The organism is Parasphingopyxis sp. CP4 (assembly GCF_013378055.1).
In the GTDB taxonomy this organism is placed as follows: Bacteria; Pseudomonadota; Alphaproteobacteria; order Sphingomonadales; family Sphingomonadaceae; genus Parasphingopyxis.
In genome coordinates this window covers 1,836,551-1,860,900 of sequence record NZ_CP051130.1, presented here as the reverse complement: position 1 = coordinate 1,860,900, position 24,350 = coordinate 1,836,551, and the positions used below count along the sequence as shown (strand labels likewise).

The following is a 24,350-nucleotide window of genomic DNA, read 5'->3' as shown; positions in this document are numbered from 1 at the left end:
GCCGGGTCGGGACAAGAGAGACGAGATAATAGCGCCCCTGGAGCGATGACAGTGGTGGTTCATAGATTGCGCATAACCGTGCCGATAGGCTGGTGCGATCAATCGAGTACCGATTCCTCGGCGAGCAACGCGCGCGCCTCGGATTGGATATGCTCGGCGATCGCGCGATAGGCCGGTGCATAGGCTGCACCATCGCGCCAGCTGGCGGCGATCGCGCGGCTGGCCGACCAGTCTTCAATGTCCAGCACCTTCACACCGGCCTTCCCGCCGACCTCGGACTGGATATAGAATTCCGGGAGGATCGAAAGGCCAAGGCCCGAGCCCGTCATCTGGCGCAAGCTATCGAGACTTGTGCCCTCATAATCGCGGAGCAGTTCAAGATTTAGGTCGGCGCAGATAGAGACGACATGGCGGTGGTAATTGTGGCGCCGATCAAGGCTGAGGACAGTCTCGCCGTTGATGTCTGACCGCTTCACCCGGTCCATTGCGGATAGGGGATGGTCGGCCGCGGCCACCACGAAGAGTTTCTCGCTGAAGAGCGGCTCGACGTTCAGCGCTGGCCCATCAATCGGGAGCGGGCCAAGCAGCATGTCGATCGCGCCGCGCGATAGCTCCATTGCCTGGTCATCAGGAATGCCTTCGCGAATATAGAGGCGCAGGTCCGGCTGCTGCTGATGCAGGGCCGCGACAATTGATGGCATCAGATAGGGTCCCAGGGTCGGGCTGACACCAAAGCGCAGCGTGCCGGCGAGCCGCTCACCAGCGCGCGTGGCGAGGGCGCGCAGTTCGCGGACCTCGACGAGAATCTTGCGTGACCGCTCGACCAATTCGCGTCCGATCGGCGTTAGTTCCGCATTCGGCGCGCGTCGCTCGATCAGGACCACGCCAAGGCGTTCTTCCAGGGTTCTGAGTTGTTGGCTGAGGGTTGGCTGGGACACATGGACGGCCTGGGCGGCTCGTCCGAAATGCTGATTATCAGCGATTGCTACAAGATATTCGAGCTGCCGCAACGTTGGCATTGACGGGCCTTTCGCAAATAGGCGTTGTCTATCGATAAATCATATATCATTCGATTGGATCGATGGCAACGCTCGCCCTATATCCGTTTCATCACGCGGTCACACCAATCCAGTTCCCTCCCTGGGTGGCGCGCCATGCCCCCTCATTCCGGCGCGCCACCCTTTTCTATTTGTGCCTCTGACAGGCATCCCCATCTCCCATAAGGGTTTGATATGATTCGCCAGCTGCGTCCCGCCATGCGGGAATTTCTCGCCAAGGAAACGACCGGCGGTTACTTCCTGTTTCTGGCCGCGATCCTCGCGATGGTGGTCGTGAACTCGCCCCTTGCAGGGATTTATTCCGGCCTGTGGCAAACCCCGGTCGAGGTGCGCGTTGGTGCGCTGGAGATCGCCAAGCCCTTGTTCCTCTGGGTCAATGACGGCTTGATGGCCGTCTTCTTCTTTTTGATCGGCCTTGAAGTGAAGCGCGAGATTATCGAGGGCGAGCTATCCTCATTCGACAAGGCTGGCTTGCCGATTGTCGCCGCGATCGGCGGCATGGCAATCCCGGCGATGGTATTTGTTGGCATCAATTGGGACATGCCGGCCAATCTCACCGGCTGGGCAATCCCGGCCGCGACCGACATCGCCTTTGCGCTTGGCGTGCTCGCCTTGCTCGGCAACCGGGTACCGGTGGCGCTCAAAGTCCTGTTACTGGCGATCGCGATCATCGATGATATCGGTGCGATCCTTATCATCGCGCTCTTCTATACCGCCGACCTGTCGATGATGGCTTTGATGCTGGGTGCGGTCGCGGTGGTCGCCTTGTTCCTGCTTAACCGATTGGGCGTGATGCGGGTCGCGCCGTACATATTGATCGCGACGATACTGTGGGTCTGCGTGCTGAAATCGGGTGTGCATGCAACCTTGGCTGGCGTTGTGGCGGCACTGGCGATCCCGTTACGCGGACAAGGCGAGGGCCAGTCTCCGCTCAAACATCTTGAGCATATCCTCCATCCCTGGGTCGCCTTCATGGTGTTGCCGATCTTTGCCTTCGCCAATGCCGGGGTCGATCTGTCCGGGATCAGCGTTGCCGATCTGATGGCGCCGCTCCCGCTCGGCATTGCGATGGGGCTTGTGGTCGGCAAGCAGGTGGGCATTTTCGGCTTTGCCTATGCGGCGACCGCGACCGGACTGGTCAAGAAACCGGAGGAAATCAGCTGGTTGCAGCTTTATGGCCTGGCGTGCCTGGCCGGTATCGGTTTCACCATGAGCCTGTTCATCGGGACGCTCGCCTTTGGCGATGGCGCGCAGATGGAGCAGGTGAAGCTTGGCGTGATCGTCGGCTCGCTGGTCTCCGGATTGCTCGGCTATCTGCTGCTCAGGATGTCAGGACAAGTGACGCGAGAGCCGGTGTCCGCTCAGCCGGCAGGCGGATAGACGAGACGAAAGCCGATATGATTGGCGCCCAAACCGCGCTCCTGAAACTGGCGGGCGGCGGGCCGGTAGCGGGCGCAATAATTGGCCGCACAGAGAAATGAGCCACCCTTGATCACCGCGGTGCCGGGGGCGCGGCGATCCGGATCGGCCGTCCATTCCCAGACATTGCCGATCATATCGTACAGGCCATGGCTGTTCGGTGCGAAGCAGCCAACCGGCGCGCGAGTGCGATAGCCGTCCTCGCCAAGATCGCGCTGCGGAAAGATGCCCTGATAATAGTTGGCGGTTGGAGCGCCGTCTGCATCGACAGGGATGGCATTGGCCGGCGCATCGGCGCGGGCGGCATATTCCCATTGCGCTTCATTGGGCAGCATCCCGCCCGCCCAGTCGGCATAGGCGAGCGCATCTTCGTACGCGATCTGCACCACGGGCAATTGCTCATGGCCCTCGATACTGCTGTCCGGGCCTTCGGGATGGCGCCAGTTCGCGCCGGGCACCCAGCGCCACCAGCGCCGGTCGTTCGCGTCCGGGGTGTGAAAGACGGCGGATCCCGGCTCGAGCATTTCCGGTGGCGCTCCGGGTATCGCGGGCGGCGGGCGTTCGGCGACGGTCACATAGCCGGTCGCGTCGACAAAGGCGGCGAACTGCGCATTGGTCACTTCATGCGCATCGATGGCGAAATCAGCTAGGGTCACACTGACCGGCGGGCCTTCTTCGGGATAGCGGGGGTTCTCGCCCATGGTGAAGCTGCCACCCGGGATCGTGACGCGGGGGGTGTTGGCGGGGTCGAGGCAGATGGTGGCTGCGAGATCGTCAGTATCGGCGGCTTGCGGGCTGCAGGCGGCAAGCGCGGCCAACAGTATCAGACCGGCAGAGGGAAAGCGGCGGATCATCCGTTCGCACCAGCCGTTTCGCGCAACAGAGCGGCGGTCGAATAGCTGCTCACTCCATAGGGCACGAGATAGGTGAGGATGATTTTCCAGAGCGGCGGCATCGTTCCGGCGAGCAGGAGATCGGCCTGGTTGATCAGGACCAGCAGGGTGCCGACGAGCAGCGCCACCTTGATCGCACGTCGCACGGCGGTCGGGTGAAAGAGCAATTGCGAAAATCTGGGGCCGGGCTGGCCGCTGCCATCTGTCATGCATGGGTCCTTGTTGCTGATCGGAGCATAGGGAAAGCAGGCCGCGGTGCGCAATTGATGATGTTGGATGCGAGGGCAGCGCATCATTGGGGATTGCATCTCGGAACAAGATAGAACAAAATAGGAACATAGGCGATTCTCTCGATGTATAATGATCCATATTTGTCACCCAAAACTGCCCGTAAATGGCCGGATTTCGAGCCTCAGGGGCCGATTCTGCATGAATTGTTCGCGAATCCCGGCGATGGCAGCTTTTGCGGCTTTGCCCTGGCCCAGATCGCGGCCCGCACCAAACCGGCTTTGCTCTGGGTGCAGGAATATCACGCACTCCGCGAAGCCGGACGCCCGTTTCTGCACGGCATGCCGGCGGCGCTGCGCGACAGTTTCATCCATGTCGTCACGCGCGACACGAAACAGACATTATGGGCCATGGAGGAGGGACTGAAATGCCCGTCCTTATCGGCCGTTATCGGGGAAGTTCATGGCGATGCGCGCGCGCTCGACTTTACCGCGACGCGTCGGTTGGCGGTGGCCGCCGAACGCTATGGCGTGTCCGCTTTTCTGGTGCGGATCGGCGGCCATGCGGATCTGAGCGGCGCGCGCCGTCGCTGGCGAGTGGCGAGCCGGCCTTCGCTGACCCATCCGCTCGACGCGCATGCGCCCGGTCGCCCCGCCTGGTCGCTCGATCTGTTCCGGGCCCGCGATTTACGACCCGGCAGCTGGGACGCGGCCTATGACGCAGCGGCGCATCGTCTCGATCTGGTTCCCGCAACTGGCGATGAACCGGTGGTGCAAGGCGCATCCCAGGCGGGATGATGCGCTGCCCTTCGCGCTGGCGTCGGAAACCGCGCATGGCATTGTGCTCGATGCGATCAACCGGTCCGCGCATGATGAAGGCGTAAAGCCCGGACAAAAGCTCACCGATGCCCGGGCCATTTGCCCGCCGCTGCAGATCGAACCCTCTGATCATGATGGGGATGCGGCCTGGCTGACCGCGATCGGCCATTGGGCGCGCCGCTGGTGCCCCTGGACGGCGGTGGACGGGACGGATGGGTTGCTGCTCGACATTACGGGGGCCGCGCATCTCTTCGATGGTGAAGCGGCGATGCTCGCGGATATGCACGCGCGTTGCCATGCGCTGGGCCTGGTGGCGCGGATCGCAGCAGCGCCCAGCATCGGCGCAGCCTGGGCGCTGGCGCGCTTTGGTGGGGACAAGACCAGGCGCTGCCAGCCCGATGATCTCGACGCGCAGCTCGCGCCACTACCGATCGATGCCCTGCGTCTTGATGGCGATACGGCGCTATTGCTGCGCCGCATGGGGCTGAAAACGATCGCTAATCTCGCCGATATCCCACCGCTGTCGCTGGCCCGGCGGTTCCGCAAGTTCGAAGCGCCGGGCCGCAATCCCCTGCATCGTCTCAACCAGGCGTTGGGCCGGATCGAGGAGATGGTCGCGCCGCTGGTGAAGGACCCCGCTCCGCGCGTGGCCAAGCGCGTGCTGGAACCGATATTGCATGTCGCGATACTCAAGCCTGTTTTGCTGGAACTCGCGCAGCGCCTTTGCCAGCAGCTCGAAGATAGGCAATCGGGCATCCGGCAGGTGCGGTTCGAGGCGTTTCGCGTCGATGGCCATGTTGGTGCGCTGGAGGCGGAAACTGCGTCTGCCGTGCGCGATCCAGCGCATATCGCACGGCTGTTCGATGAAAAGATCGATACGCTGGATGCCGGTTTCGGTTTCGATAGCTTTGCGCTGACCGCGCTTTGGCATGAGGCCATGGCCGCCCGCCAGACCCATCTCGATGAAGAACGCTATGAAGGCATAGCACTCAGCCATCTGGTCGACCGGCTCTGTGCGCGGATCGGTGCGCAAAATGTCAGCCGCCCGATGCCCGAAGCCAGCCATATTCCCGAACGATCGATCAGCTGGCAGCCTGCGCTCCGCATGCCGGCCCAGGATATTGCCATGCCGGTTACCACCAACCGGCCGCTGCGCCTGTTCGATCGGCCCGAACTGATCACCGTGCTCTATGCCATGCCCGAAGGCCCGCCGCGGCGCTTCCAGTGGCGGCGCTGCCAGCACCAGGTGGTCAAGGCCGAAGGGCCCGAACGGATCGCGCCGGAATGGTGGCGTGAACGATCGACGGTACGGCTGCGCGATTATTATGTGATTGAAGACGAAGACGGGCGGCGCTTCTGGATATATCGCAATGGGCTGGCCGATGATGGGCGGGGCGGCGTGCCGGATTGGTATATTCACGGGCTGTTTGCCTGATCATGCCCGATATTCGACTGATCCCGGCCAAGCGATCGCTGCGCCAGATAGGGGGCGATTTCGCGCCCAATCCGCCCACGCCATTTGTCGAGCTTGGCATTACGAGCTGCTTTTCCTTCCTGCGCGGCGCATCGGATGCCGTTGATCTCGTCCTTGCCGCACTTGCCCAGGGCTATGACGCAATCGGGATTGCCGATCGCAATACGATGGCCGGCATTGTCCGGATGCATGTCGAAGCGAAAGAGGCGCGGATACGGCCAGTCATCGGTTGTCGGTTGGACCTGATCGAGGGCCTGTCCTTCCTTGCCTATCCCAAGGATCGTGTGGCCTATGGGCGGCTATGCGCGCTGCTTTCCCGGGGCAAGATGACGACTTCGGACGGGGAGTGGCAGGAGAAAGGCGAATGCCATCTCACCCTTGCCATGCTGGCCGATCATGCTCGGGATGTGCAGCTCATCCTCATCCCGCCAGAGGATCTGTCGAGCGCCTATCATCTGCATCCGGGTGTCCCGCCACAAGAGGATAGCGTCTCGCTGGTCGCCGAAAGCGGCACAGTGGCGCAGCTATTGCCGATGCTGGTCGAACACCTGCCATCGCTCGGCCATATCGCAGCCAGCTATCTTTATCGCGGGGGTGATCGCGCGCGCATTGCGGCGCTGGACCGGTTGGCGCGTGACAATGGGCTCTCGATCCTCGCCACCAATGATGTCCATTATCATGCGCCGGATCGTCGTCCTTTGCAGGATGTGATGACCTGTATCCGGGAAAAGACGGTGATCGATGCGGCAGGGCTGGCGCTGCATGCCAATGCCGAGCGCCATCTTAAATCGCCGGACGAGATGGTCCGCCTGTTCGCCGATTGGCCGCATGCGATCGCCGCCACGCGCGCGGTAGCCGATGCCTGCGATTTCTCGCTCGACGAGCTCAAATATGAATATCCCGAAGATACCGTGCCCGATGGCCGCGATCCGCAGGAATATCTGACCGAACTGGCCTGGGCCGGGGCGGAATGGCGCTATCCCGATGGGGTGTCGGACAAGGTGTGCAAGCTGATCCGGCATGAGCTTCGCCTGATCGAGAAGCTTGATATTGCGCGGTATTTTTTGACGATCCGGGATATTGTGCGGTTCGCCCGCCGCCAGGATCCACCGATCCTGTGCCAGGGGCGCGGCTCGGCGGCCAACTCGGCCGTCTGCTTTTGCCTTGGTATCACAAGCGTCGATCCGACCCAGGTCGAGCTGTTGTTCGAACGGTTCGTATCGGAGGAGCGCAAGGAGCCGCCCGATATCGATGTCGATTTCGAGCATGAGCGGCGCGAAGAGGTGATCCAGCATATCTATGAGCGCTATGGCCGCGATCATGCCGGGTTATGCGCGACTGTCATCCACTATCGGCCGCGCTCCGCCATTCGCGAGGTCGGCAAGGCGATGGGCCTGTCCGAAGATGTGACCTCCGCGCTCGCCCGCACCGTCTGGGGCAGCTGGGGCAGCAGTACGGAGGCGGCGAGCACCGAAGAGGCGGGGCTGGATCTCGACGATCCCTATCTGCGCCGCGTGATCCGGCTCACCGACCAGCTGATCGGCATGCCGCGCCATCTCTCCCAACATGTCGGCGGCTTCATCCTGACCCGAGAGCCGCTCATCGAAACCGTCCCGGTTGGCAATGGCGCGATGGCCGATCGCAGTTTCATCGAATGGGACAAGGACGATATCGAAGCGCTCGGCATATTGAAGGTCGATGTGCTGGCGCTCGGCATGTTGACCTGTATCCGCAAGGCGCTGGACCTGATCGCCGCGCATCATGGCAAGCGATACACGCTGGCCAGCGTGCCGCGCGAAGTGCCGACGGTGTATGACATGCTGTGCAAGGCGGATACGGTGGGCGTCTTCCAGATCGAAAGCCGGGCGCAGATGAGCATGCTGCCGCATCTCAAGCCCCGATGCTATTATGATCTCGTCATTGAGGTGGCGATTGTCCGCCCCGGTCCGATCCAGGGCGATATGGTGCATCCCTATCTCCGCCGCCGATCGGGCAAGGAGAAGGTCAGCTATCCCTCGCCAGCGCCCGACAAGGGCCCGCCCGATGAGTTGGAACGGATATTGAGCCGCACGCTCGGCGTCCCGATTTTCCAGGAACAGGCGATGAAGATCGCCATCGATGCCGCCAAATTCACGCCCGCTGAAGCCAATCAGCTGCGCAAGGCGATGGCGACTTTCCGTTCGCGCGGCACGATTGGCAATCTGGAAGACAAGATGGTCGGGCGGATGATCGAGCGCGGCTATGAACCCGATTTCGCCAAACGCTGTTTCGATCAGATCAAGGGATTTGGCGATTATGGCTTTCCGGAAAGCCATTCGGCGAGCTTTGCCGATCTTGCCTATGTCTCGAGCTGGATCAAATGCTTCTATCCCGATGCCTTTGCCGCCGCGCTGCTCAATTCGCAGCCCATGGGTTTTTATGCGCCGGCCCAGATTGTCCGCGATGCCCGGCAGCATGGCGTGGATGTGCGCCCGCCGGATGTGAATTTCAGCGATTGGGATAATTTGCTGGAGCCGATCGAGCCGGGGCGCTGGGCCGTGCGGCTGGGATTGCGCCAGATCAGCGGGGTCCGGCAGGACGATGCCGCCCGGATCATGGCCGCGCGCACCGCGCCCTATGGTGATGTCGAGGATCTGAAAAACCGGGCCGGTATCTCGGTCGCGGCGGTCCAGAAGCTTGCCGCCGCCGATTGTTTCCGCTCGATGACCCTCGATCGCCGCCAGGCATTATGGGACAGCCGCGCGCTCAAGGCGGCGCCCGATCTGCCTCTATTCAGCTTCAGCGAAACCCGGGACGAGGGGAGCGAGGTGCCGGTCATGCTGCCCGCCATGCCCTTATGCGAGCATGTCGTGGCCGATTATCAAACGCTCCGCCTCTCGCTCAAAGCACATCCGTTTGAATTTCTGCGCGGCGGCTATGAGAAACGCGGTTTCACCCGCAATGTCGATCTCAAGGACAAGAAGTTCGGTGCGCGGGTCAGCATCGCCGGTATCGTCCTGATCCGTCAGCGGCCGGGCACTGCCAATGGCGTGTGTTTTGTCACGCTGGAAGATGAAAGCGGCATCGCCAATCTCGTTATCTGGCCCGATGTCATGACCCGGTTTCGCAAGGTGATCATGGGTGCGCGGCTGTTCGAAGTGCATGGCACGGTGCAGCGGAACGAGGATGTCATCCATGTCATCGCGGTTAAGCTGGTCGATGCAACGCCAGCGCTGCTCGCCCTGTCAGACGATCTGTTGGAGGCCGAGGTCGACCATGCCGATCATGTGCTGCGGCCGGTTGGCAAGGGGCTCAATCGCCATCCTCGCGATGTCCAGCTGATCCCGAAATCGCGGGATTTCCACTGATCGCCGGTTAGCTCTCGTCCCCGAGCGAGGAAAGATAGGCGATGATCGCCGCGCGTTGCTCCGGCGCCGAAATCGCTCCCGACACCATCGTCGTGCCCGGCACAACATCCATCGGTGCGGCAAGGAATGCATCCAAGTCGCCCTCGGCCCAGACAATGCCAGAGGATTGCAAGGCGTCGGAATAGGCGAAATCGTCCCGCGCTCCAGCCTCGCGGCCCACCACGTCAAACAGGTTGGGGCCTGCCGCCGAGGGCGCATCGGCGTCCACCGAATGGCAACCGGTGCATACCGCAAAAGCGGATCGGCCCGCGGCCACCAGATCTTCGCCAGCGTCGGCCGGATCGGCATCGGCGGCCGGGGCTGCTTCAGCGCCAATCTCCCGCACGATGATCTGCTCGACCGGTTCGGGATTGGCAGATGAACTACATGCCGCCAGTGCCAGAGCAAGGGCGCCCAGCCCAATTCCCGTCTTCATGCCCATATGTCTCTCCATCGAAAATCCTGTGCGCGCGGCGCTAGCCCGCAAGCTGCAGATGCGAGGCCGCAGACTTCGCGCCCGCCTTGGTTGATTGGTGATATGCGTCGATAATCTCGGCCAGTGCGGACACCGCCAGGGTATGGGGATCGCGCGCGGAGGGGATCAGTCCGATCGGCGCATGGACCGCGGCAATCTGCGCGTCGCTCAGCCTAGCCTGGCGGAGCATGTCGGTGCGCCGCTGATGGACCGCCCGGCTGCCCATCGCGCCGACATAGAAATGCTCTTCGCTTAAGGCTTTGGGGAGGAGATGCCGTTCCCATTCATGATCGTGGAACAGGAAGAGGATGGCTGACCATGGATCAGAAGCCAGCCGATCCGTATCGCGCAGCGTGTGCAGCAGCGATGCGTTGATCCCAGCGGCTTCGGCCCGCTCAATCATCTTCGCGTCAGGCGACAGGATTTCGACTTCGACACGGGCGGGCGCTGCCATCTCGGCCATCGCCCAGACATTCGTCCCTTCGCCGACGATGATCAGCTTGGGATTGGGCAGATGGGTGACGAAATACTGCGCATCATCTTCGCCAATTCCAGTTTCAGTAGCGGATTCCTGATATCCAGCCGCACCGTCTGATTTCGACAAGGTCAGGGCGAAGGGGCGCCGATTGTCGATGGCGGCGATAACGCGATCCGCCAGTCCGATATCCATAACCGATTGAAAATGAAGGTCGATACCGCCACCACAGGGCAGTCGGATATCGATATAGTTGGATCCCTGGCCAAAGCGCACCGTCCGGGCCTGCTTCGCTTCGAGAGCCTCGAGCGCTTCGGCGACAATCGCGGTTTCGATGCACCCCGCGGACAGGGCGCCGACATACGCACCATCCTCGCGCACAGCCATATGGCCACCGACTTGCCGCATGCTCGGGCCAATCGATGCAACCAGCGTCACCAGCACCGCCGCTTTACCGTCGCGCTCGCACGCGGCGAGGAAGGAGAAGATCTCGAGATTATCCATCGTTCGGCTCAGCTCACCGCGAACTGGTGTTTGGCGATTGGCAATTCGCGGATCCGTTCACCGGTCAGCGCGAAGATCGCGTTGGTAACAGCCGGCGCGATCGGCGGCACACCGGGCTCACCCGCTCCACCCAGATTTTCATGATCCGCATCGATGATCTCGACCTGGATTTCCGGACATTCATTCATCCGGAGCATCGGATAGTCATGGAAATTGCTCTGCTGGACCCGGCCATCGGCGAGCGAGATTTCGCCATAAAGCGCCGCAGTCAGGCCAAAGACGATGCCGCCTTCCATCTGCGCGCGAAACCCGTCCGGATTCATCGCATAGCCGGGATCGGCTGCACAATGGACTGTGCGCACGCGCGGGCGGCCATCGACCATCTCAACCTCGGCAACTTCGGCAACAATCGTCCCGAAACAACGGAACAAGGCGATACCGCGGCCAATGCCGTCATCCGCCGGGCTGCTCCAATTCGCCATCTCAGCGGCTGTTTCCAGAACCGCACGGAAACGCGGCGCATTGCCGAGCATGGCACGGCGATATTCAAACGGATCCTGGCCCGCGCGATGCGCGAGTTCGTCGATAAAGGACTCGGTGAAAAAGCCGTGCTGGCTGGCATCGACTGACCGCCATGATCCCAGATGGAGATGCCCAGGCACATCCCCCAGCGACCGGCTGCGGATATTGGCGATGTCGTAATAGGTCGTGTCGAGCGCTTCAGGTGGGCCCTCGCGATGGACATAGAGATGATCCCAACCAGTGATCGCGCCATTGCTGTCGACGCCCGCTCTTTGCCGACTGGTTTCGGCCGGGCGGTAGTTGGATTTCTGCGTGTCTTCCTCACGCGAGAAGATCATCTTGACCGGATAGCCGGTGGCCATGGCGATCCGCGCGGCCATCGGCTCATAATCGCCAACCAACCGGCGACCGAATGATCCGCCGATGAACGCGTTATGGATGATGACGTCGCTGGCACTGTACCCCAGTGCGTTCGATACGTTGGTGCGGACGCGGAGCGGCACCTGGGTACTGGTCCAAACCTCGGCGATGCCATCATGCACCCAGGCCGTGGCGACAGGCGGTTCAAGCGGCGCATGGGCAAGGAAGGGCACACGATATTCGGCGCTGAAGCTATCTTCGGCCTCTGTAATCGCACCGTTCACATCGCCCTGATCGACAGCCGCGTCTCCGCCGCTATCGCCGGCTGCATCAAGAGCCGTGGCATAGCGTTCGAACAGACCAGCGGAATCCAGACCGTCATCGTCCGTCGTACTATATTCGACGGAGATCGCGTTGAGCGCCTGTTGCGCTTGCCAATAGCCATCGGCGACGACCGCCACAAATTCACCCATATTGAGGATCTGGAGCACGCCCGGCATTTGCGTGGCGCGCGATGCGTCCATCGATTCCACCCGCGATCCGGGGACCGGTGGTTGGAGAACGGCGGCATATTTCAGCGCTTGATCGGGAATCTCCGCATCGATACCGAAAACGGTCGATCCGTTGGTCTTTTCCGGAATATCCGTCCGCTTCATGGGGCGGCCCATCAGCTTGTAATCGTTGGGCGATTTCAACTGTGGGTTACGCGGAAGGGTCTGCTCGGCAGCGAGCGCAGCGAATTCGGCATAGGGCGCCGTCTGATCGCTGGCAGCATGGGAGAGCATGCTGTTTTCCGTGGTGATCTCGGATACCGGCACATTCCATTGCTGTGCGGCGGCTGCGACCAGCATTTCGCGTGCCGCGGCACCGGCGATCCGCATGCCATGTTGGCCTGTCGTGCGAACCGACGAGCTGCCGCCGGTGATCATGCCATCGGCCAGTTCGGCAAGCTCTTTGAACGCACCCTGATAGGTGGGTTCTAACCAATCAGGAGCACCGAGAGACCAGGGGGCGACAAATTCGCGCGCGGCTTCGGTCGAGACATAATCGCCGGTCGCCGGGGCTTCCATCACCTGGATCTTTTCCCAATCCGCGTCCATTTCGTCGGCGAGCATCTGGGCGAGGGTCGAGTTGGCCCCCTGGCCCATTTCGCAATGCGGCGTAATCGCGGTGATGACATTGTCAGGGCTGATCAGCACCCAGCTGTTCACCAGCGCATCATCGGCATTTTGGGAGACGAGCGGCAACAGCCTGTCGACCGGATTGCCGGGTCGGACGAGCACGCCAACAGCAAGCACACCGCCAGCGGCTACTCCTGCGCTGATAAAGGCGCGCCGGCTCCATTTCCTGCCGCGGCTTTCAGGCTTTGCGTCTTGCGTTTCGGGTTCGGAGGTCTCGGTCATGCCTGCGTCTCCAGTTCGGTGGCTTGGTCACCGGCGGCCGCCCGTTTGATCGCCCTGCGGATGCGCACATAGGTGCCGCAGCGGCAGATATTGCCGCTCATCGCCGCATCAATATCGTCATCGCTTGGCGCCGGATTGTCCCGGAGCAAGGCAGTGGCCGACATTAGCTGGCCTGACTGGCAATAGCCGCATTGTGGCACTTGTTCGTCGATCCAGGCCTGTTGCAACCGGCTGGATGCGCCGCCTTCGTCAGCCAGCCCTTCTACGGTCGTCAGCGCCCGTCCATCCGCTTCGGACACTGGGGTTGAGCAGGAGCGGATCGGCTCGCCATCCAGCAACACGGTACAGGCCCCGCATTGCGCGATCCCACAGCCAAATTTCGTGCCGGTCATGCCGAGCGTTTCGCGCACGACCCATAAAATGGGCGTTACCGGATCGACATCGACGTCGACCGCCTCGCCATTCATCGAAAATGTGATCATGCCTGTCTCCGTTTTTTCTTGGCCGGATTGTCCTGAATTTCAAATGGCATCATGAAGACCGAGATGACCGAGCGCACCTTGCGCCGGAAATCCCGTTTCGATGTTGCCGATTTCTTTTGACCGGTAATCGAGGCCATCAGCAGCTCAACATATTGCCGCGTGCCAAGGCCGATATCGGGCAGTCTGGCTTCGCCCGCTTTCACCGCCGCATCGATACTGTCGGCCAATGTGCCGATCAGTCGGTCATGGCCTTTTTGCATATCTTCGGACGCTATGCTCATATTGACGTCCATCAGCTCTTCGCCATGAGGCGATGTCGATACGGGTTCGTAATAGATCGCCTCATAGGCCTGGATCGCCGCCGGTATGCGTTCCGAAATAGTCCCGTCTCCGGTCAGCGCCTTGGCCGCGCCATCTATCGCCTGATTCTGACGAAAGGTGGTCAATTGCCGAAACAGATCTTCCTTGTTGCTGAACATCAGATAGAGGGCAGGCCGCGAAATTCCGGCTGCTTTGGCAATGTCGTTCATTGAGGTACGGCGATAACCATAGGCCGCGAAGACATCCGCCGCGGAGTCGAAAACTGAATCTCGCCGATCTTCCTGTGCCATGCAGCGCCCTAAACGAACTGACATTTTGTGTTCAAAGTGTCAGTGACGTTTTAGAACGATTATGTCAAGACGTCACAGATTGTTCGCGACTGTGTGATGATCCGTCCGTGCCGTCGGCCCGCATGGTAGATGTGTGCTAGGCGGCTTGCCCCAGGGCGAGAGGCCTGTCTTCCCGGACCATGATCTCCAGATCGGATTGCGGCATCGCCTTGCCAATCAGATACCCCTGGCCGACATCGCAACCCAGTTCTTTGAGAATAGCAAGCGTCGCTTCATCCTCAATGCCTTCGGCGACAACTTTCAGGCCAAGATCATGCGCGAGTTCGATTGTCGAGCGGATAAGGATGCGGTCGCTTGAGCTGTCTTGGACGCTCAGCACGAAGCTCTTGTCGATCTTGATCTCGTCGACCGGTAGATGTTTTAGATAGGAGAGGGTGGATTGACCCGTGCCATAATCGTCAACCGACAGGCTAATGCCCCAATCGCGCATCATATGCATGGCCGCGATCGCGGAATCCGCATCGTCCATCGCCGCGGATTCGGTGATTTCAACCGTAAGGCGCGAGGGATCGATGGCAGATTGTTCAACTTTAGTGAGCAGCGAATCCATAAACTTGCGGTCGTCCAACAATGTCGCCGAGACATTGACCGACAGGCCCAAAGTGATTCCCTGTTCTTTCCATTTTGACAGGACCTCCAATGTCCGGTCGACGGTGAACAAGGTCAGATCATCGATACGGCCACGGTCTTCGACAAGCGGAATGAAGCTATCGGGCGGGATCAAACCGCGGACCGGGTGCTGCCAGCGCACCAGCCCTTCCGCACCGATAATCTTGCCTGTCGCGATATCGAATTTCGGCTGGAAGGCGACCCTGAGATCTTTGTTTGCCATCGCATCATCAAGCTCACCCAATAATGCGAGATTCCACCGTCCATCGGCATCATCGCCCTCGATATAGCGCTCCCATCTGTGTCCGGCAGTCGTGGCGCGTTCTGCGGCTACGCCAGCACCTGTGATCAAGGCGTGGGCGTTGTTAGCCGCACCGGATGCGACACCGAGGAACATGTTCGCATCAACCCGCTGGGTGCCGAGCAATATGGGTGTGCGCATCATCATTGCGATGGCATCAAGGTGATCGCTCAAATCTTCGTCGCACATATCATCGCAACGCCAGGCCATCATGCTTTCGCTGATGCGATAGATACGCCCCTGTGCGGCAATCCCGATCCGGCGCGATAGCTGGTGGAAGAACATACCAATTTCGTCCGAAGACAATAAAGCTGCGGTCTCCGAAAAGCCCTGTATCCGCCCGACGACAATCGTGGTTTGCCCATCGCCGCTGACCTGACGAACAAGAGCTGCCTGGTTAGGCAGGCCCGAAACACTGTCTTCCAGGGCGGTGCGGCGATATTTACGCAAGGCCACAAGTGTCGATCCTGCGGCTGCTGTGGCAAACAACATTGCCAGGGCCGGAACTATGGCGATCGTCGCCTGATAGCTGGCTTCAAGCACCAACGGCAGGACAAGCACGGTGATCCCGGATGCAGCGAAAGACGTGCTGCGGATCCAGGTGGCACCAGGCCCGACCAGGACGAGTACGCCAACCAGGGCGATGAGGAGGGGGATCTCAGGCCCATATTCGGCTGGAATTCCACCTGCGATCAGCGTTTCGGCAGCCACGGCCTGGATGACAACGCCGGGCAAGACGCCATGGCCAGGCACCCCATAGCGATCACCCATCTCGATCGCGGTCGCGCCGACCAGTAATGTCATGCCATTGATGGCGTCCGGATCGGCACGACCGGCAACAATATCGGCATAGCTGATGCGCGGGATTGTGTTGGGATCGATCGCGAAGTCGATTGGAAAATCGGAATGGGCAAATCCTTGCGTGTTGGACAGCATTGACGCGATCGAGGGTCTGGGCAGTCCATTGGTTTCAACCCCTACCAATGCGCGGCGGACCATACCGCTCTGATCGGCCTGGATATTGACGGCGGCCAGAAAAGCATTGTCGCGCAAAATGGCAATCGGTTCGCTGTACACCGTGTCGGAGTTTCCAGATCCAGCGACCTGACGGAAAGCGGGAAGCATGACCAGGGCATCACTTCGGCCCAGCGCATCGGCAAATTCTTGATCTTCTTCGGGATCCGACTGGCTCGAAAAATCGATATCGAACGCGATCATCTCTGCGCCGGCGGCGTTGAGTTGGTCGACCAACTGGCCATGTACGCCACGTGGCCAGGGCCAGCTGTCTATCTCGGCCAGGCTTTGTGCATCAATTTCTACAATTGCGATTGTGCCGCTGGCCGGTTGCGAACGGATGGAATCGCGAACCGTGTCCAAAGCCAGTTCTGCTGAATCGGTGGCTCCGGGCGTTAATGCGGAAAAAGCCGCGACAAGCGCGGCCGCAAGGACAAGCCCGTGATAGCCAAACAGCCTTTTTCGAATTGAATGCAACAGATGCATGCCGCCCCCTTGGGCAGCACCTTAGCTACGATTTCTTCCGTTTCCGTTACCGGGATTGTTGTCATCGAGACTGACACCGAAATACGGATAAATCTCGATCTAGGACAGGTGCTTGATTAGATTGTCGAACACCGCATCGTTGAGCGGTCGTTCGAAGGCACACCCCGCTTCGTAGCCATCAGTCCTGGTTACGGTTGCCGGAATTGATTGTAGCCCGGGAAGGTTCAGCCACACTTCCTCCCCTACCGCTAGGCTCATTCCGGAATCGATCAAAAAGCCGGTAACGGACAGGTTGCGAACATCCGCTTTCGACCGGCGATATCCTCGCTTCCGAAAACCGACGCGTATGTCGACTTGCTTTCGGACCCTCCGATCACCGTCTTCATCTGTCACCGATGCGCCCCTGCGAATGCCTTACTGATTTCACAGCGCAAATATAAGCAAGTGAACTCCATTTCACTTGCCACGGTGAATCAGTTGTTATTGCGGTTCCCGCCACCGTTGCCGTTGCCGTTTCCAGCGCCGCCACCGTTGCCGTTTCCATGGCCGTTGCCGTTGCCCGGGTTACTATTATCAACGCCGCCATCGTCATTGCCATGGCCATTATTACCGTCACCGCCACTGTTGCCGTTGCCGTTGCCGTTGCCGTTGCCGTTGCTGTTGCCGTTGCCGTTGCCGTTTTCGGCACCGCCTCCGTTTCCGGCACCGCCGCCGTTCTCCGCACCGCTACCGTTGCCGTTTCCGGCACCGTTGCCGTTCTCCGTACCGCTACCGTTGCCGTTTCCGGCTCCGCCACCGTTCTCTGCGCCGCTACCGTTGCCGTTTCCGGCACCGCCACCATTGCCACTTCCGCCGTTGCCATTCTCGGCACCGTTGCCGTTTTCTGGGCCATTGCCGGGATTGCTTTCGTCAAAGCCATCCGCGTCATTGCCATGGCCATTATTGCCATCGCCGTCGGCATCATTGTTGTCCGAACCCATCGCAAAGATAATGGCATTCTCACGTCCGCCAGTGCCGCTTTCGCCGCCATTACGGGCTTCGACGAAATCCGCGCCTGTCTCTGTATCGCCGGCAACAAGGCCATTGGTTAGCATGCCGACAGATACCGGAGCCGCGCGAATTTCAGACTGAATCTCGCCGGTAGAGAAACCCGCCACCGGGACTGTGACCGCTGCGGTCACGGTGTTCGGTGCGCTTACGGCTGGCGTTGTGACGCCACCTTCCGGTGCGTTGGGAGACTCGATGACAGTCGTTTCGTCGCCTTCGACCGTCAGGCGATACCGATCGCCTGTGGCGACCAGAGCGACTTCACCCGGCTCGACCAGGTCGCTGGCTCCGCCATCCAGAGTCGACACTTCGACCAGCCCTTCGAGCACCTGGACCGATGAACCATTCTCATCGACAGTCACCGAGAAGGTCGTGCCTTTGACGACAGCCGCCAGATAGGGCGTTTCAACGCTGAAATGCTGATGATTGCGGCGCTGCACATTGTAGATAACATTGCCGATTTCTTCGATAATCTGCGTGATTCCGCCAGACCGCGTATCACCCGGCATACGCAGGCGCGACGACGGTGAAACGATCATATATTCCTCACCGCGGGTCACTACGGCCCGGCCACGATTGCCAGTAACAAGGATATCGCCAGCATAGAGCATTCCGCCGCGTGTTGCGGCGCGCGAAACCCCGGCGCGCATTACTTGGACATCGCCTGATGCCTCAGAAACCTGCCAACGCGGGCCATCGGCCCAAGCCGGCTGGCTGGCTGCTAAAAGTGCTGGAATGGCGCAATATATAAGTTTGCGCATAATGATTTCCCCCGGTGTGATCCGTTTCCGCGACCCAATGCGCGGTTTTGTGCTGATGCCTGAAATAGGGGGCCGGTCTTTATGACTTCTGTGGAAAGCGGGTTAACAACACCTTCACGATAACCTCTGCGTAAAGCCTTTCTTAGCGATACCCCTGTAAACGCGCGATTTAGCACGATTGGGGGAATTCTGACTTTTATGCGGTGCGCGACGCTTCTTTTCGCCAGTTCTGCCCTTTGGGTGACGTTTGCGGCTCCCGCCGTGGCGCAGGATGCGCTCGACCGCACGGATCCCGGCCTTATCGAAGAAGAGTTCGAGCTCCGTATTCCGCTGGATGTCCGGACGGACGTGCCACTGCCGGTCGCCGAACCGCACAACGCGACCAATGTCGACACAGGCGAGGGCGTGTTTGTCGGTGCTATTCACGTTGCGAGTGACAGTATTCCGGCCAGCCGTTTCGTATCTGTCATTGAGCCCTTTGTCGGCCGGACATTATCGCCGCAGCAGCTACAGGACCTCACCTCTGCCGTGGCCGATTTGGTGCGCGACGAGGGCTATGTCTTTGCCAGTGCCTGGATTGCCGAACAGCGGCTCGATACCGGGATGCTCCGCGTATCGGTTGACGAAGGCCGGATCGCCGAAATTCGCTACACCGAACCACCGACCGAAGCTGTCGATGCGATCCTCCAGCAACTCGCAGATGGAAACCCGGTAACCGAGGACAATCTCGAGCGCCAACTTCTTCTGGCTGGTGACGTCCCGGGCATTCGGGTCGTCGGCACGCGCTTTCTGCGCGAAGAGGGCCGCGGAATTCTTGAGGTCGCAATTCAGCGCAATGACGTGGCGGGATGGGCCCGCGTCACCAACGAGGGCAGCGAAGCGGTTGGTCCATGGCGGCTCTACGGCGGGGTGGCGTTCAATAGCGCGATCACGAGCGGCGACAGGGTTAGGATTTCCGCGAGCGCTACACCGATCGAACCCGGCGATTTCAGCCTGGTGCGGCTCACCTATGACGTCCCGCTGAATGATGATGGAACGACGGTCAGCATGAGCGGCTATGTCGCTCGCTCCAATCCCGAAGACGGTGCTCAGATCAATGATCGCGACGGGGACAGCCTGGGTGCGTCGATCACGGTCCGTCACGCTCTCGTCCGCGGCCAGCAAGCGAGCCTATGGGGCAGCGCGACGCTGCGTTATCGCCAGACAATGCAGGATGATGCCGGTATTCCCATTCGCGAAGACCGGATCACGACCGCGGAACTTGCCCTTAATGGCTATGTCCGGGTCGGCAACGGTCATCTGAGCGGCGGTGGCCGACTGGTCCAGGGACTGGGCATTTTTGGCAGTTCTGAAGACGGCGATCCTTTGCTGTCCCGCTTTGACGGCAGTGGGCGCTTCACCAAGGTCGAGCTGTATGGCCGGTGGTGGCAGCCCATTGGGGCGGGCTTCAGTTTCGAGCTGCGGGGCCGCGGTCAACTTGCGTCACGCGCGCTGCTTGCAAGCGATGAAATGGGTATTGGCGGCCCCTATTATGGGCGCGGATATGACTATTATGAACGCGCAGGCGAAAATGGCATCGCTGGCTCGCTAGAACTGCGGCACGATATTGCCGAGGTGTCGAATACCATCAACAATATCCAGCTTTATTCCTTCCTCGATGGCGCCGGTGTCCGCAATCTCGGTGATGGCGGTGGCGGGGGTCGGCTTGCCTCAGCCGGCGGTGGTGTGCGTATTCGCATCGCCGACGCCATCAGCACCGGCCTTGAAGCTGGCGTCCCGCTCAACGAGGATCGCTTCGACAGCGATGATCGCAGCCCAAGGGTGCGTGTCACGCTGGGCGCCGATTTCTAGACCAGCATGGGCAGCGATCTAGTCGCTCCCGGCCGCCATAAACCGCTCAAAAGCTTCTGCATAATCCGGATGCCATCGCGACAAGGCCGGGCGGTTTTCGATGATGTCATCGGCATTCCACTGAATGCGTTTCTCATCAATCTCTCGCGTTGCATCACCATCGGGGCACAGAATGTAGAAATCTCCCCGCTCAATCGCTGGCAAGGCAAAGTCCACCGTCTGCTCAGCGGTCCAGGCGGATGGCGGCTTTTCGGGTAGGAAGCTGGAAATCATCGGTGTGTAGACAAAGCCGGGAACCAGCAGATGCGCGGTTAGCGGACAGCCCTCCATCGTCGCAAAAGCATGGGCAACGCTTTCGGTATAAGCGAGCACACCGACCTTGGAGAGATTATAGCCATAATTGCCCGGTGGCCGGGTAATGCCCTGTTTCGAGCCGGTATTGATGACGACGCCGGGCTCCTTGCCCTCCAGCATGCGCGGGATGAAGCAATGGCAGCCAAGGATAACGCCGCCCATGTTGATGGACATCATCTGCTGCAACTCGTCCATGCTCTCCCAAGGCGCGCCGGTTGGCCGTCCCATGCCGGCATTGTTCATCAGGCAGTGGACCGCGCCGAACTTGTCATAAACGGCATCGCACAGGCTTTCGATCTGATCGCTTTCGGAGACATCGCAGAGCTGCGCCATGATCCGCTCGTCATTGCCCGCGATCGCGATCAGTTCGTCGCGTGCCGCGTCCAATGCTTCTGAATTGCGGTCGGCAATGGCGACATTCATGCCGGCCGATGCATAGCGCCGCGCAAATTCAAGCCCGATACCGCTTGCGCCGCCCGTGATAACAGCCGTGTTCCCGGCCGATTTCCAATCCGTCATAATATCCTCGTCTGATTAATTGCCCTCAAGCAGCGGTGCCCAGCGTTCCAGATAGACTTGCAGCAATTCGATGAGCGTCCCGTCCGGATCCTTGCACACGGCTAAGTCCGCAAGCTTCATATGGCCCTCCTTGGGCGCGGAGATAAATTCGACCCCCTCGGCGGTCAGCCGTTCCACTTCGCCTGCCAGATCCTCCGTCACCAGGCAGATACGCACCAGGCCAAGGTCTTTGTTCGCTAACGGCTCCGCCTGATCCTGATCGGCAAGCTCTGTGAGGTCGATCTTCGGAAAGCCTTCGTCGAGCTGCATGATACAGGCCCGGCCATGGGTATTGCCTTCAACCCCAAGGGCTTCGGCCGCACCGCCCGGGATGGGCTGTGCGGTTTCATCGGTGCTCAGCCCGACATAGGGCACGCCCGGAATGAAGAGCTCGAAGCCAAGCTTGCGATAAAAGGCGATAGACTGTTCGAGATTGCGCACATTGATATTGATATGGCCCCAGCTGAACCGGCGATCATCGCTCATTTTTGCTCTCCCGTGTCTATCAGGGATCAACCGTATCAGACCCTCGGGCACCTTCAATGAGTCATTCCTGCGTGCCTTCGAACGAATGCCTGAATAGCCGAGCAGCGCGGCGCAATTCGCCTAGGGCAACCCGTCCTTGAAAACATTGATCGCCGGTCCGAAAGGCAGGTGGTTGTCGCGATTATAATCAGACACGGCGGCAATCTTGTCAGCCCAGAGTATCTTCGCCTGTTCAAACGGAAGCAGCGCCTTCACTTTCGCCTTATGGTCGGCCGACAATGCTGCGAACCGTCGGCGCAATTCCTCAAGGCACCAGACGCGATAGCGGGACACGGCAATGTCCTTATAGTCGCAGCCTTGCACGGTCATATCGAAGCGATCGGCGCCCGCAGCAAAGGCATCGGCATTGGCAATCAGCTGGACGAGATGGGTTTCGCATATCTCCTTGAGTAGCGGCGCAGCATCGCTCGGTACTTCGGAGCAAAATTGCGGCTGTTCGGGCCGCTGGGCCCGCCACATCCGGGCGACCCATTCAAACACCAACGGCGCGGTGTTGCGCATGATCTCCTGCGGCGTCGGGTCCTGGCCATAATGGCGGAACATCGGCCCCATCATGCCATAGTCCGCGAGTGATGGCGCATTTCCAAGCAGGAAGGGGCGGTTGTCGAGCATCGCCGTCATCGCCGCGAGAGCATTGTGATAGGTCTGCTCAATATGCCCACGGGTGGCGTCTGTAACGCCATCGCGATCGACATAATGCCGCACCTGACGCCGCACGATCATGCGCCGCTTCATCCATCGCGGCGCCTTGAGATGCCGGGCCACTTCATCGGTAAGCGTGCTGGATGCGAGCATCCGATCATAGCTGTACCACCAGCGATAATACATGGCGGAACGCCACAGCCATTCATCGCCATAATCCTCGATCAGATAGGCGATGAACGCGACAACCGGATCATCTGGAATAACGTGATTTTCTGGATGTTCACCTTCAAGATGTTCGATGATCGGGGTGGTGTCCGACATCCATGTGCCGTCATCATCGACGATCGGCATCTGCACCGCGCCGACTTTTTCCTTGAGCATCTCCGCTTGCGCATAGGGGGTGGGCAGGGGCGTATAATCGATGCCCTTGTAGCGCAGATAGGCTTCAAGCTTTCCGGTGTAATAGGAAATTCGCGATCCATAGACTTTCATAATATCCTCACGCGTTGGGGCCGGCCTTTGTTTCAGACCTTGGGGACCGCCTAAAAAATCGAACTGTGCTGGCCGCCATCGATCACGATATTCTGGCCGACGATGAAGCGTGACAATTCGCTGCACAGGAACGCTGCCATCGGCGCCAGATCGTCGGCATTGCCCATAAAGCCGGCCGGTATGTGATTATGGTCCCGGAAATGCGCTCCTACGATTTCGGGCTTCGGTTCCAGGCCAAAGGCTTCGGCATAGGCACCCATGATTTCCGACGCGCCTTCGGTCGCAAACATGCCGGGCAGCAGGTTGTTCATGATCACGCCATGGGGCGCGACTTCGCGGGAGACGCTGGCCGTATAGTTGAGCAGGGCAGAGCGGGCCGGGCCCGACATCAGCCGCCAGATCATCGGATTCTTGGCCGAGAAGGTCGCGATATTGACGATCCGGCCCCAGCCCTTGTCCTTCATCACCGGGATATAGTTGCGCATGATCTCAATCGGCCCGATCAGCGCGGTTTCAACGGAATCGCGCCACATCTCTGCCGAGACTTTCAGGAAATCGCCATTGGGGTCAGGCGGTTTGATCGTGATTGCCAGGATGTCCGGGTCGGGGCAGGCGGCGAACAGGGCTTCGCGGCCGGATTGCTTGGAGGAATCCGCCACGACAGGGGTCACCGACACAGCATATTTCTGGGCAATCTCCTCCGCTGCCTTGTTAAGCCGCTCTTCGCCGCGCGCGGTGATCACCAATTCTGCGCCAGCCTCGGCCAGTCGCTCGGCGGTCGCACGACCCATGCCAGCACTGCCGCCGGCCATGATCGCCTTCTTCCCCTTGATCTGCAGGTCCATCTCAAACTCTCCTAGTTCTTCTGCAAGCCGGCCTGGTCGAGCCGCCAGCGCAAAGTGTCGATCCGGTCCTGACCGAAAAAAGGTTCGCCCTTGAACGCCATGGTCGGCACGCCCCAATGATGGGCTGCCTCGAGCATCTCATGATTGCGCTCAATCTCGGCGCGAACATCATAACCCGCGATCGCGGCTTCGAGATCGGCGAGATCGAGGCCGGCGTCTGCGGTTGCCTCAGCGAGCAATTCGCCCTGATCCCAGCCCCGCGTACCGCCCCAGATCAATGTCGACACATGATAGGCGAAATCGATGCCGCGCCCACGCCGTTCCGCTTCCACGCCGAGCGATGAGAGCCGCCAGATATAAGGCTGCTCCTCCGGCACTTCGAAGGTTGCCATATCCTGGACCACCGGATCGGGTTGCGGCCAGGTGAAGGGCAGGCCCAGAAACTGGGCGCGGCGCATCGAGTCCATCACGATATATTGTGGCCGCTTCTTGTCCGACGCGTCAAAGATCGACTGTTTGGCGCGCAAGGCAATCGGCAATACCGGTCGCAGGACGACCGCCACGTCATAGTCAGCGCGCAGCTTCAACAAGTCGGGCGTGACGAGATAGGAATAAGGGCTTCTGAACGACCAGAAGACATCGATTGTTTCGGACATCGTGTTTCCTCTCACTG

General features: G+C 60.3%; 21 protein-coding genes. 5 read left to right on the top strand and 16 right to left on the bottom strand.

Annotated elements, in window-relative coordinates; all coding sequences use genetic code 11:
- Positions 1 to 98: 98 nt before the first annotated feature.
- Positions 99 to 1,019: a hydrogen peroxide-inducible genes activator gene (locus HFP51_RS08965; protein ID WP_176875406.1), complete on the bottom strand. Its 921-nt coding sequence runs from the start codon at positions 1,017 to 1,019 to the stop codon at positions 99 to 101.
- 213 nt (positions 1,020 to 1,232) lie between these two features.
- Here HFP51_RS08965 and nhaA point away from each other — a divergent pair, with 213 nt between their 5' ends.
- A complete protein-coding gene (gene nhaA, locus HFP51_RS08960; RefSeq protein ID WP_176875405.1) occupies positions 1,233 to 2,438 on the top strand; it encodes a Na+/H+ antiporter NhaA in 1,206 nt (401 codons plus the stop codon).
- Here the strand turns inward: nhaA and HFP51_RS08955 are convergent.
- Positions 2,420 to 3,331 carry a formylglycine-generating enzyme family protein gene (locus HFP51_RS08955; protein ID WP_176875404.1) on the bottom strand — a complete coding sequence of 304 codons (912 nt, stop codon included), beginning with the start codon at positions 3,329 to 3,331 and terminating at the stop codon, positions 2,420 to 2,422. The two genes, nhaA and HFP51_RS08955, sit on opposite strands and share 19 nt — an antisense overlap.
- Entirely contained in the window at positions 3,328 to 3,579 is a 252-nt protein-coding gene (gene nrtS / locus HFP51_RS08950; RefSeq protein WP_176875403.1) for a nitrate/nitrite transporter NrtS, read from the bottom strand. Before nrtS ends, HFP51_RS08955 begins: the two co-directional genes overlap by 4 nt.
- A 144-nt stretch (positions 3,580 to 3,723) precedes the next feature.
- Between nrtS and HFP51_RS08945 the strand changes: the two genes are divergently transcribed.
- Genes HFP51_RS08945 through HFP51_RS08935 form a run of 3 tightly spaced genes read left to right on the top strand, consistent with a single transcriptional unit; the run spans position 3,724 to position 9,237 of the window.
- Complete coding sequence (locus tag HFP51_RS08945; protein WP_176875402.1) at positions 3,724 to 4,395, top strand: ImuA family protein; 672 nt, start codon at positions 3,724 to 3,726, stop codon at positions 4,393 to 4,395.
- Positions 4,313 to 5,851 (top strand): DNA polymerase Y family protein, encoded by a 1,539-nt coding sequence (locus HFP51_RS08940; RefSeq protein WP_176875401.1) that lies wholly within the window; start codon positions 4,313 to 4,315, stop codon positions 5,849 to 5,851. The genes HFP51_RS08945 and HFP51_RS08940 overlap by 83 nt, the downstream gene beginning before the upstream one ends.
- Positions 5,852 to 5,853: 2 nt before the next feature.
- Positions 5,854 to 9,237: an error-prone DNA polymerase gene (locus HFP51_RS08935; RefSeq protein ID WP_176875400.1), complete on the top strand. Its 3,384-nt coding sequence runs from the start codon at positions 5,854 to 5,856 to the stop codon at positions 9,235 to 9,237.
- A gap of 7 nt (positions 9,238 to 9,244) precedes the next feature.
- Here HFP51_RS08935 and HFP51_RS08930 read toward each other — a convergent pair whose 3' ends face one another.
- The 8 genes from HFP51_RS08930 to HFP51_RS08895 form a co-directional block, all read right to left on the bottom strand.
- A complete protein-coding gene (locus tag HFP51_RS08930) occupies positions 9,245 to 9,712 on the bottom strand; it encodes a cytochrome c family protein (RefSeq protein WP_176875399.1) in 468 nt (155 codons plus the stop codon).
- Positions 9,713 to 9,752: 40 nt separating this feature from the next.
- Complete coding sequence (locus HFP51_RS08925) at positions 9,753 to 10,730, bottom strand: XdhC family protein (protein ID WP_176875398.1); 978 nt, start codon at positions 10,728 to 10,730, stop codon at positions 9,753 to 9,755.
- A gap of 8 nt (positions 10,731 to 10,738) precedes the next feature.
- Positions 10,739 to 13,015, bottom strand: coding sequence for a molybdopterin cofactor-binding domain-containing protein (locus HFP51_RS08920; RefSeq protein ID WP_176875397.1), 2,277 nt, complete (start codon positions 13,013 to 13,015; stop codon positions 10,739 to 10,741).
- Positions 13,012 to 13,497, bottom strand: coding sequence for a (2Fe-2S)-binding protein (locus HFP51_RS08915; RefSeq protein WP_176875396.1), 486 nt, complete (start codon positions 13,495 to 13,497; stop codon positions 13,012 to 13,014). Before HFP51_RS08915 ends, HFP51_RS08920 begins: the two co-directional genes overlap by 4 nt.
- Complete coding sequence (locus HFP51_RS08910; RefSeq protein ID WP_176875395.1) at positions 13,494 to 14,108, bottom strand: TetR/AcrR family transcriptional regulator; 615 nt, start codon at positions 14,106 to 14,108, stop codon at positions 13,494 to 13,496. The genes HFP51_RS08915 and HFP51_RS08910 overlap by 4 nt, the downstream gene beginning before the upstream one ends.
- 136 nt (positions 14,109 to 14,244) lie before the next feature.
- Positions 14,245 to 16,578 (bottom strand): EAL domain-containing protein, encoded by a 2,334-nt coding sequence (locus HFP51_RS08905; protein ID WP_176875394.1) that lies wholly within the window; start codon positions 16,576 to 16,578, stop codon positions 14,245 to 14,247.
- Positions 16,579 to 16,677: 99 nt separating this feature from the next.
- Positions 16,678 to 16,971 (bottom strand): PilZ domain-containing protein, encoded by a 294-nt coding sequence (locus tag HFP51_RS08900; protein WP_176875393.1) that lies wholly within the window; start codon positions 16,969 to 16,971, stop codon positions 16,678 to 16,680.
- An 80-nt stretch (positions 16,972 to 17,051) separates the two neighbouring features.
- On the bottom strand, positions 17,052 to 18,386 hold the full coding sequence (locus HFP51_RS08895) for a FecR family protein (RefSeq protein ID WP_176875392.1): 1,335 nt from the start codon (positions 18,384 to 18,386) through the stop codon (positions 17,052 to 17,054).
- 240 nt (positions 18,387 to 18,626) lie between these two features.
- Here HFP51_RS08895 and HFP51_RS08890 point away from each other — a divergent pair, with 240 nt between their 5' ends.
- On the top strand, positions 18,627 to 20,237 hold the full coding sequence (locus HFP51_RS08890; RefSeq protein WP_176875391.1) for a ShlB/FhaC/HecB family hemolysin secretion/activation protein: 1,611 nt from the start codon (positions 18,627 to 18,629) through the stop codon (positions 20,235 to 20,237).
- Between the two features lie 18 nt (positions 20,238 to 20,255).
- On the opposite strand, the gene HFP51_RS08885 is transcribed toward HFP51_RS08890, so the two are convergent.
- From HFP51_RS08885 to HFP51_RS08865, 5 genes are all read right to left on the bottom strand, one after another.
- Positions 20,256 to 21,110 (bottom strand): SDR family oxidoreductase, encoded by an 855-nt coding sequence (locus HFP51_RS08885; protein ID WP_176875390.1) that lies wholly within the window; start codon positions 21,108 to 21,110, stop codon positions 20,256 to 20,258.
- 15 nt (positions 21,111 to 21,125) lie between these two features.
- A complete protein-coding gene (locus HFP51_RS08880) occupies positions 21,126 to 21,635 on the bottom strand; it encodes a VOC family protein (protein ID WP_176875389.1) in 510 nt (169 codons plus the stop codon).
- 120 nt (positions 21,636 to 21,755) lie between these two features.
- Positions 21,756 to 22,832 carry a glutathione S-transferase family protein gene (locus HFP51_RS08875; RefSeq protein ID WP_176875388.1) on the bottom strand — a complete coding sequence of 359 codons (1,077 nt, stop codon included), beginning with the start codon at positions 22,830 to 22,832 and terminating at the stop codon, positions 21,756 to 21,758.
- A gap of 50 nt (positions 22,833 to 22,882) precedes the next feature.
- Positions 22,883 to 23,677, bottom strand: a complete 795-nt coding sequence (locus tag HFP51_RS08870) for an SDR family oxidoreductase (protein WP_176875387.1) — start codon at positions 23,675 to 23,677, stop codon at positions 22,883 to 22,885.
- 11 nt (positions 23,678 to 23,688) lie between these two features.
- Positions 23,689 to 24,333: a 2-hydroxychromene-2-carboxylate isomerase gene (locus HFP51_RS08865; protein WP_176875386.1), complete on the bottom strand. Its 645-nt coding sequence runs from the start codon at positions 24,331 to 24,333 to the stop codon at positions 23,689 to 23,691.
- Positions 24,334 to 24,350 lie beyond the last annotated feature (17 nt).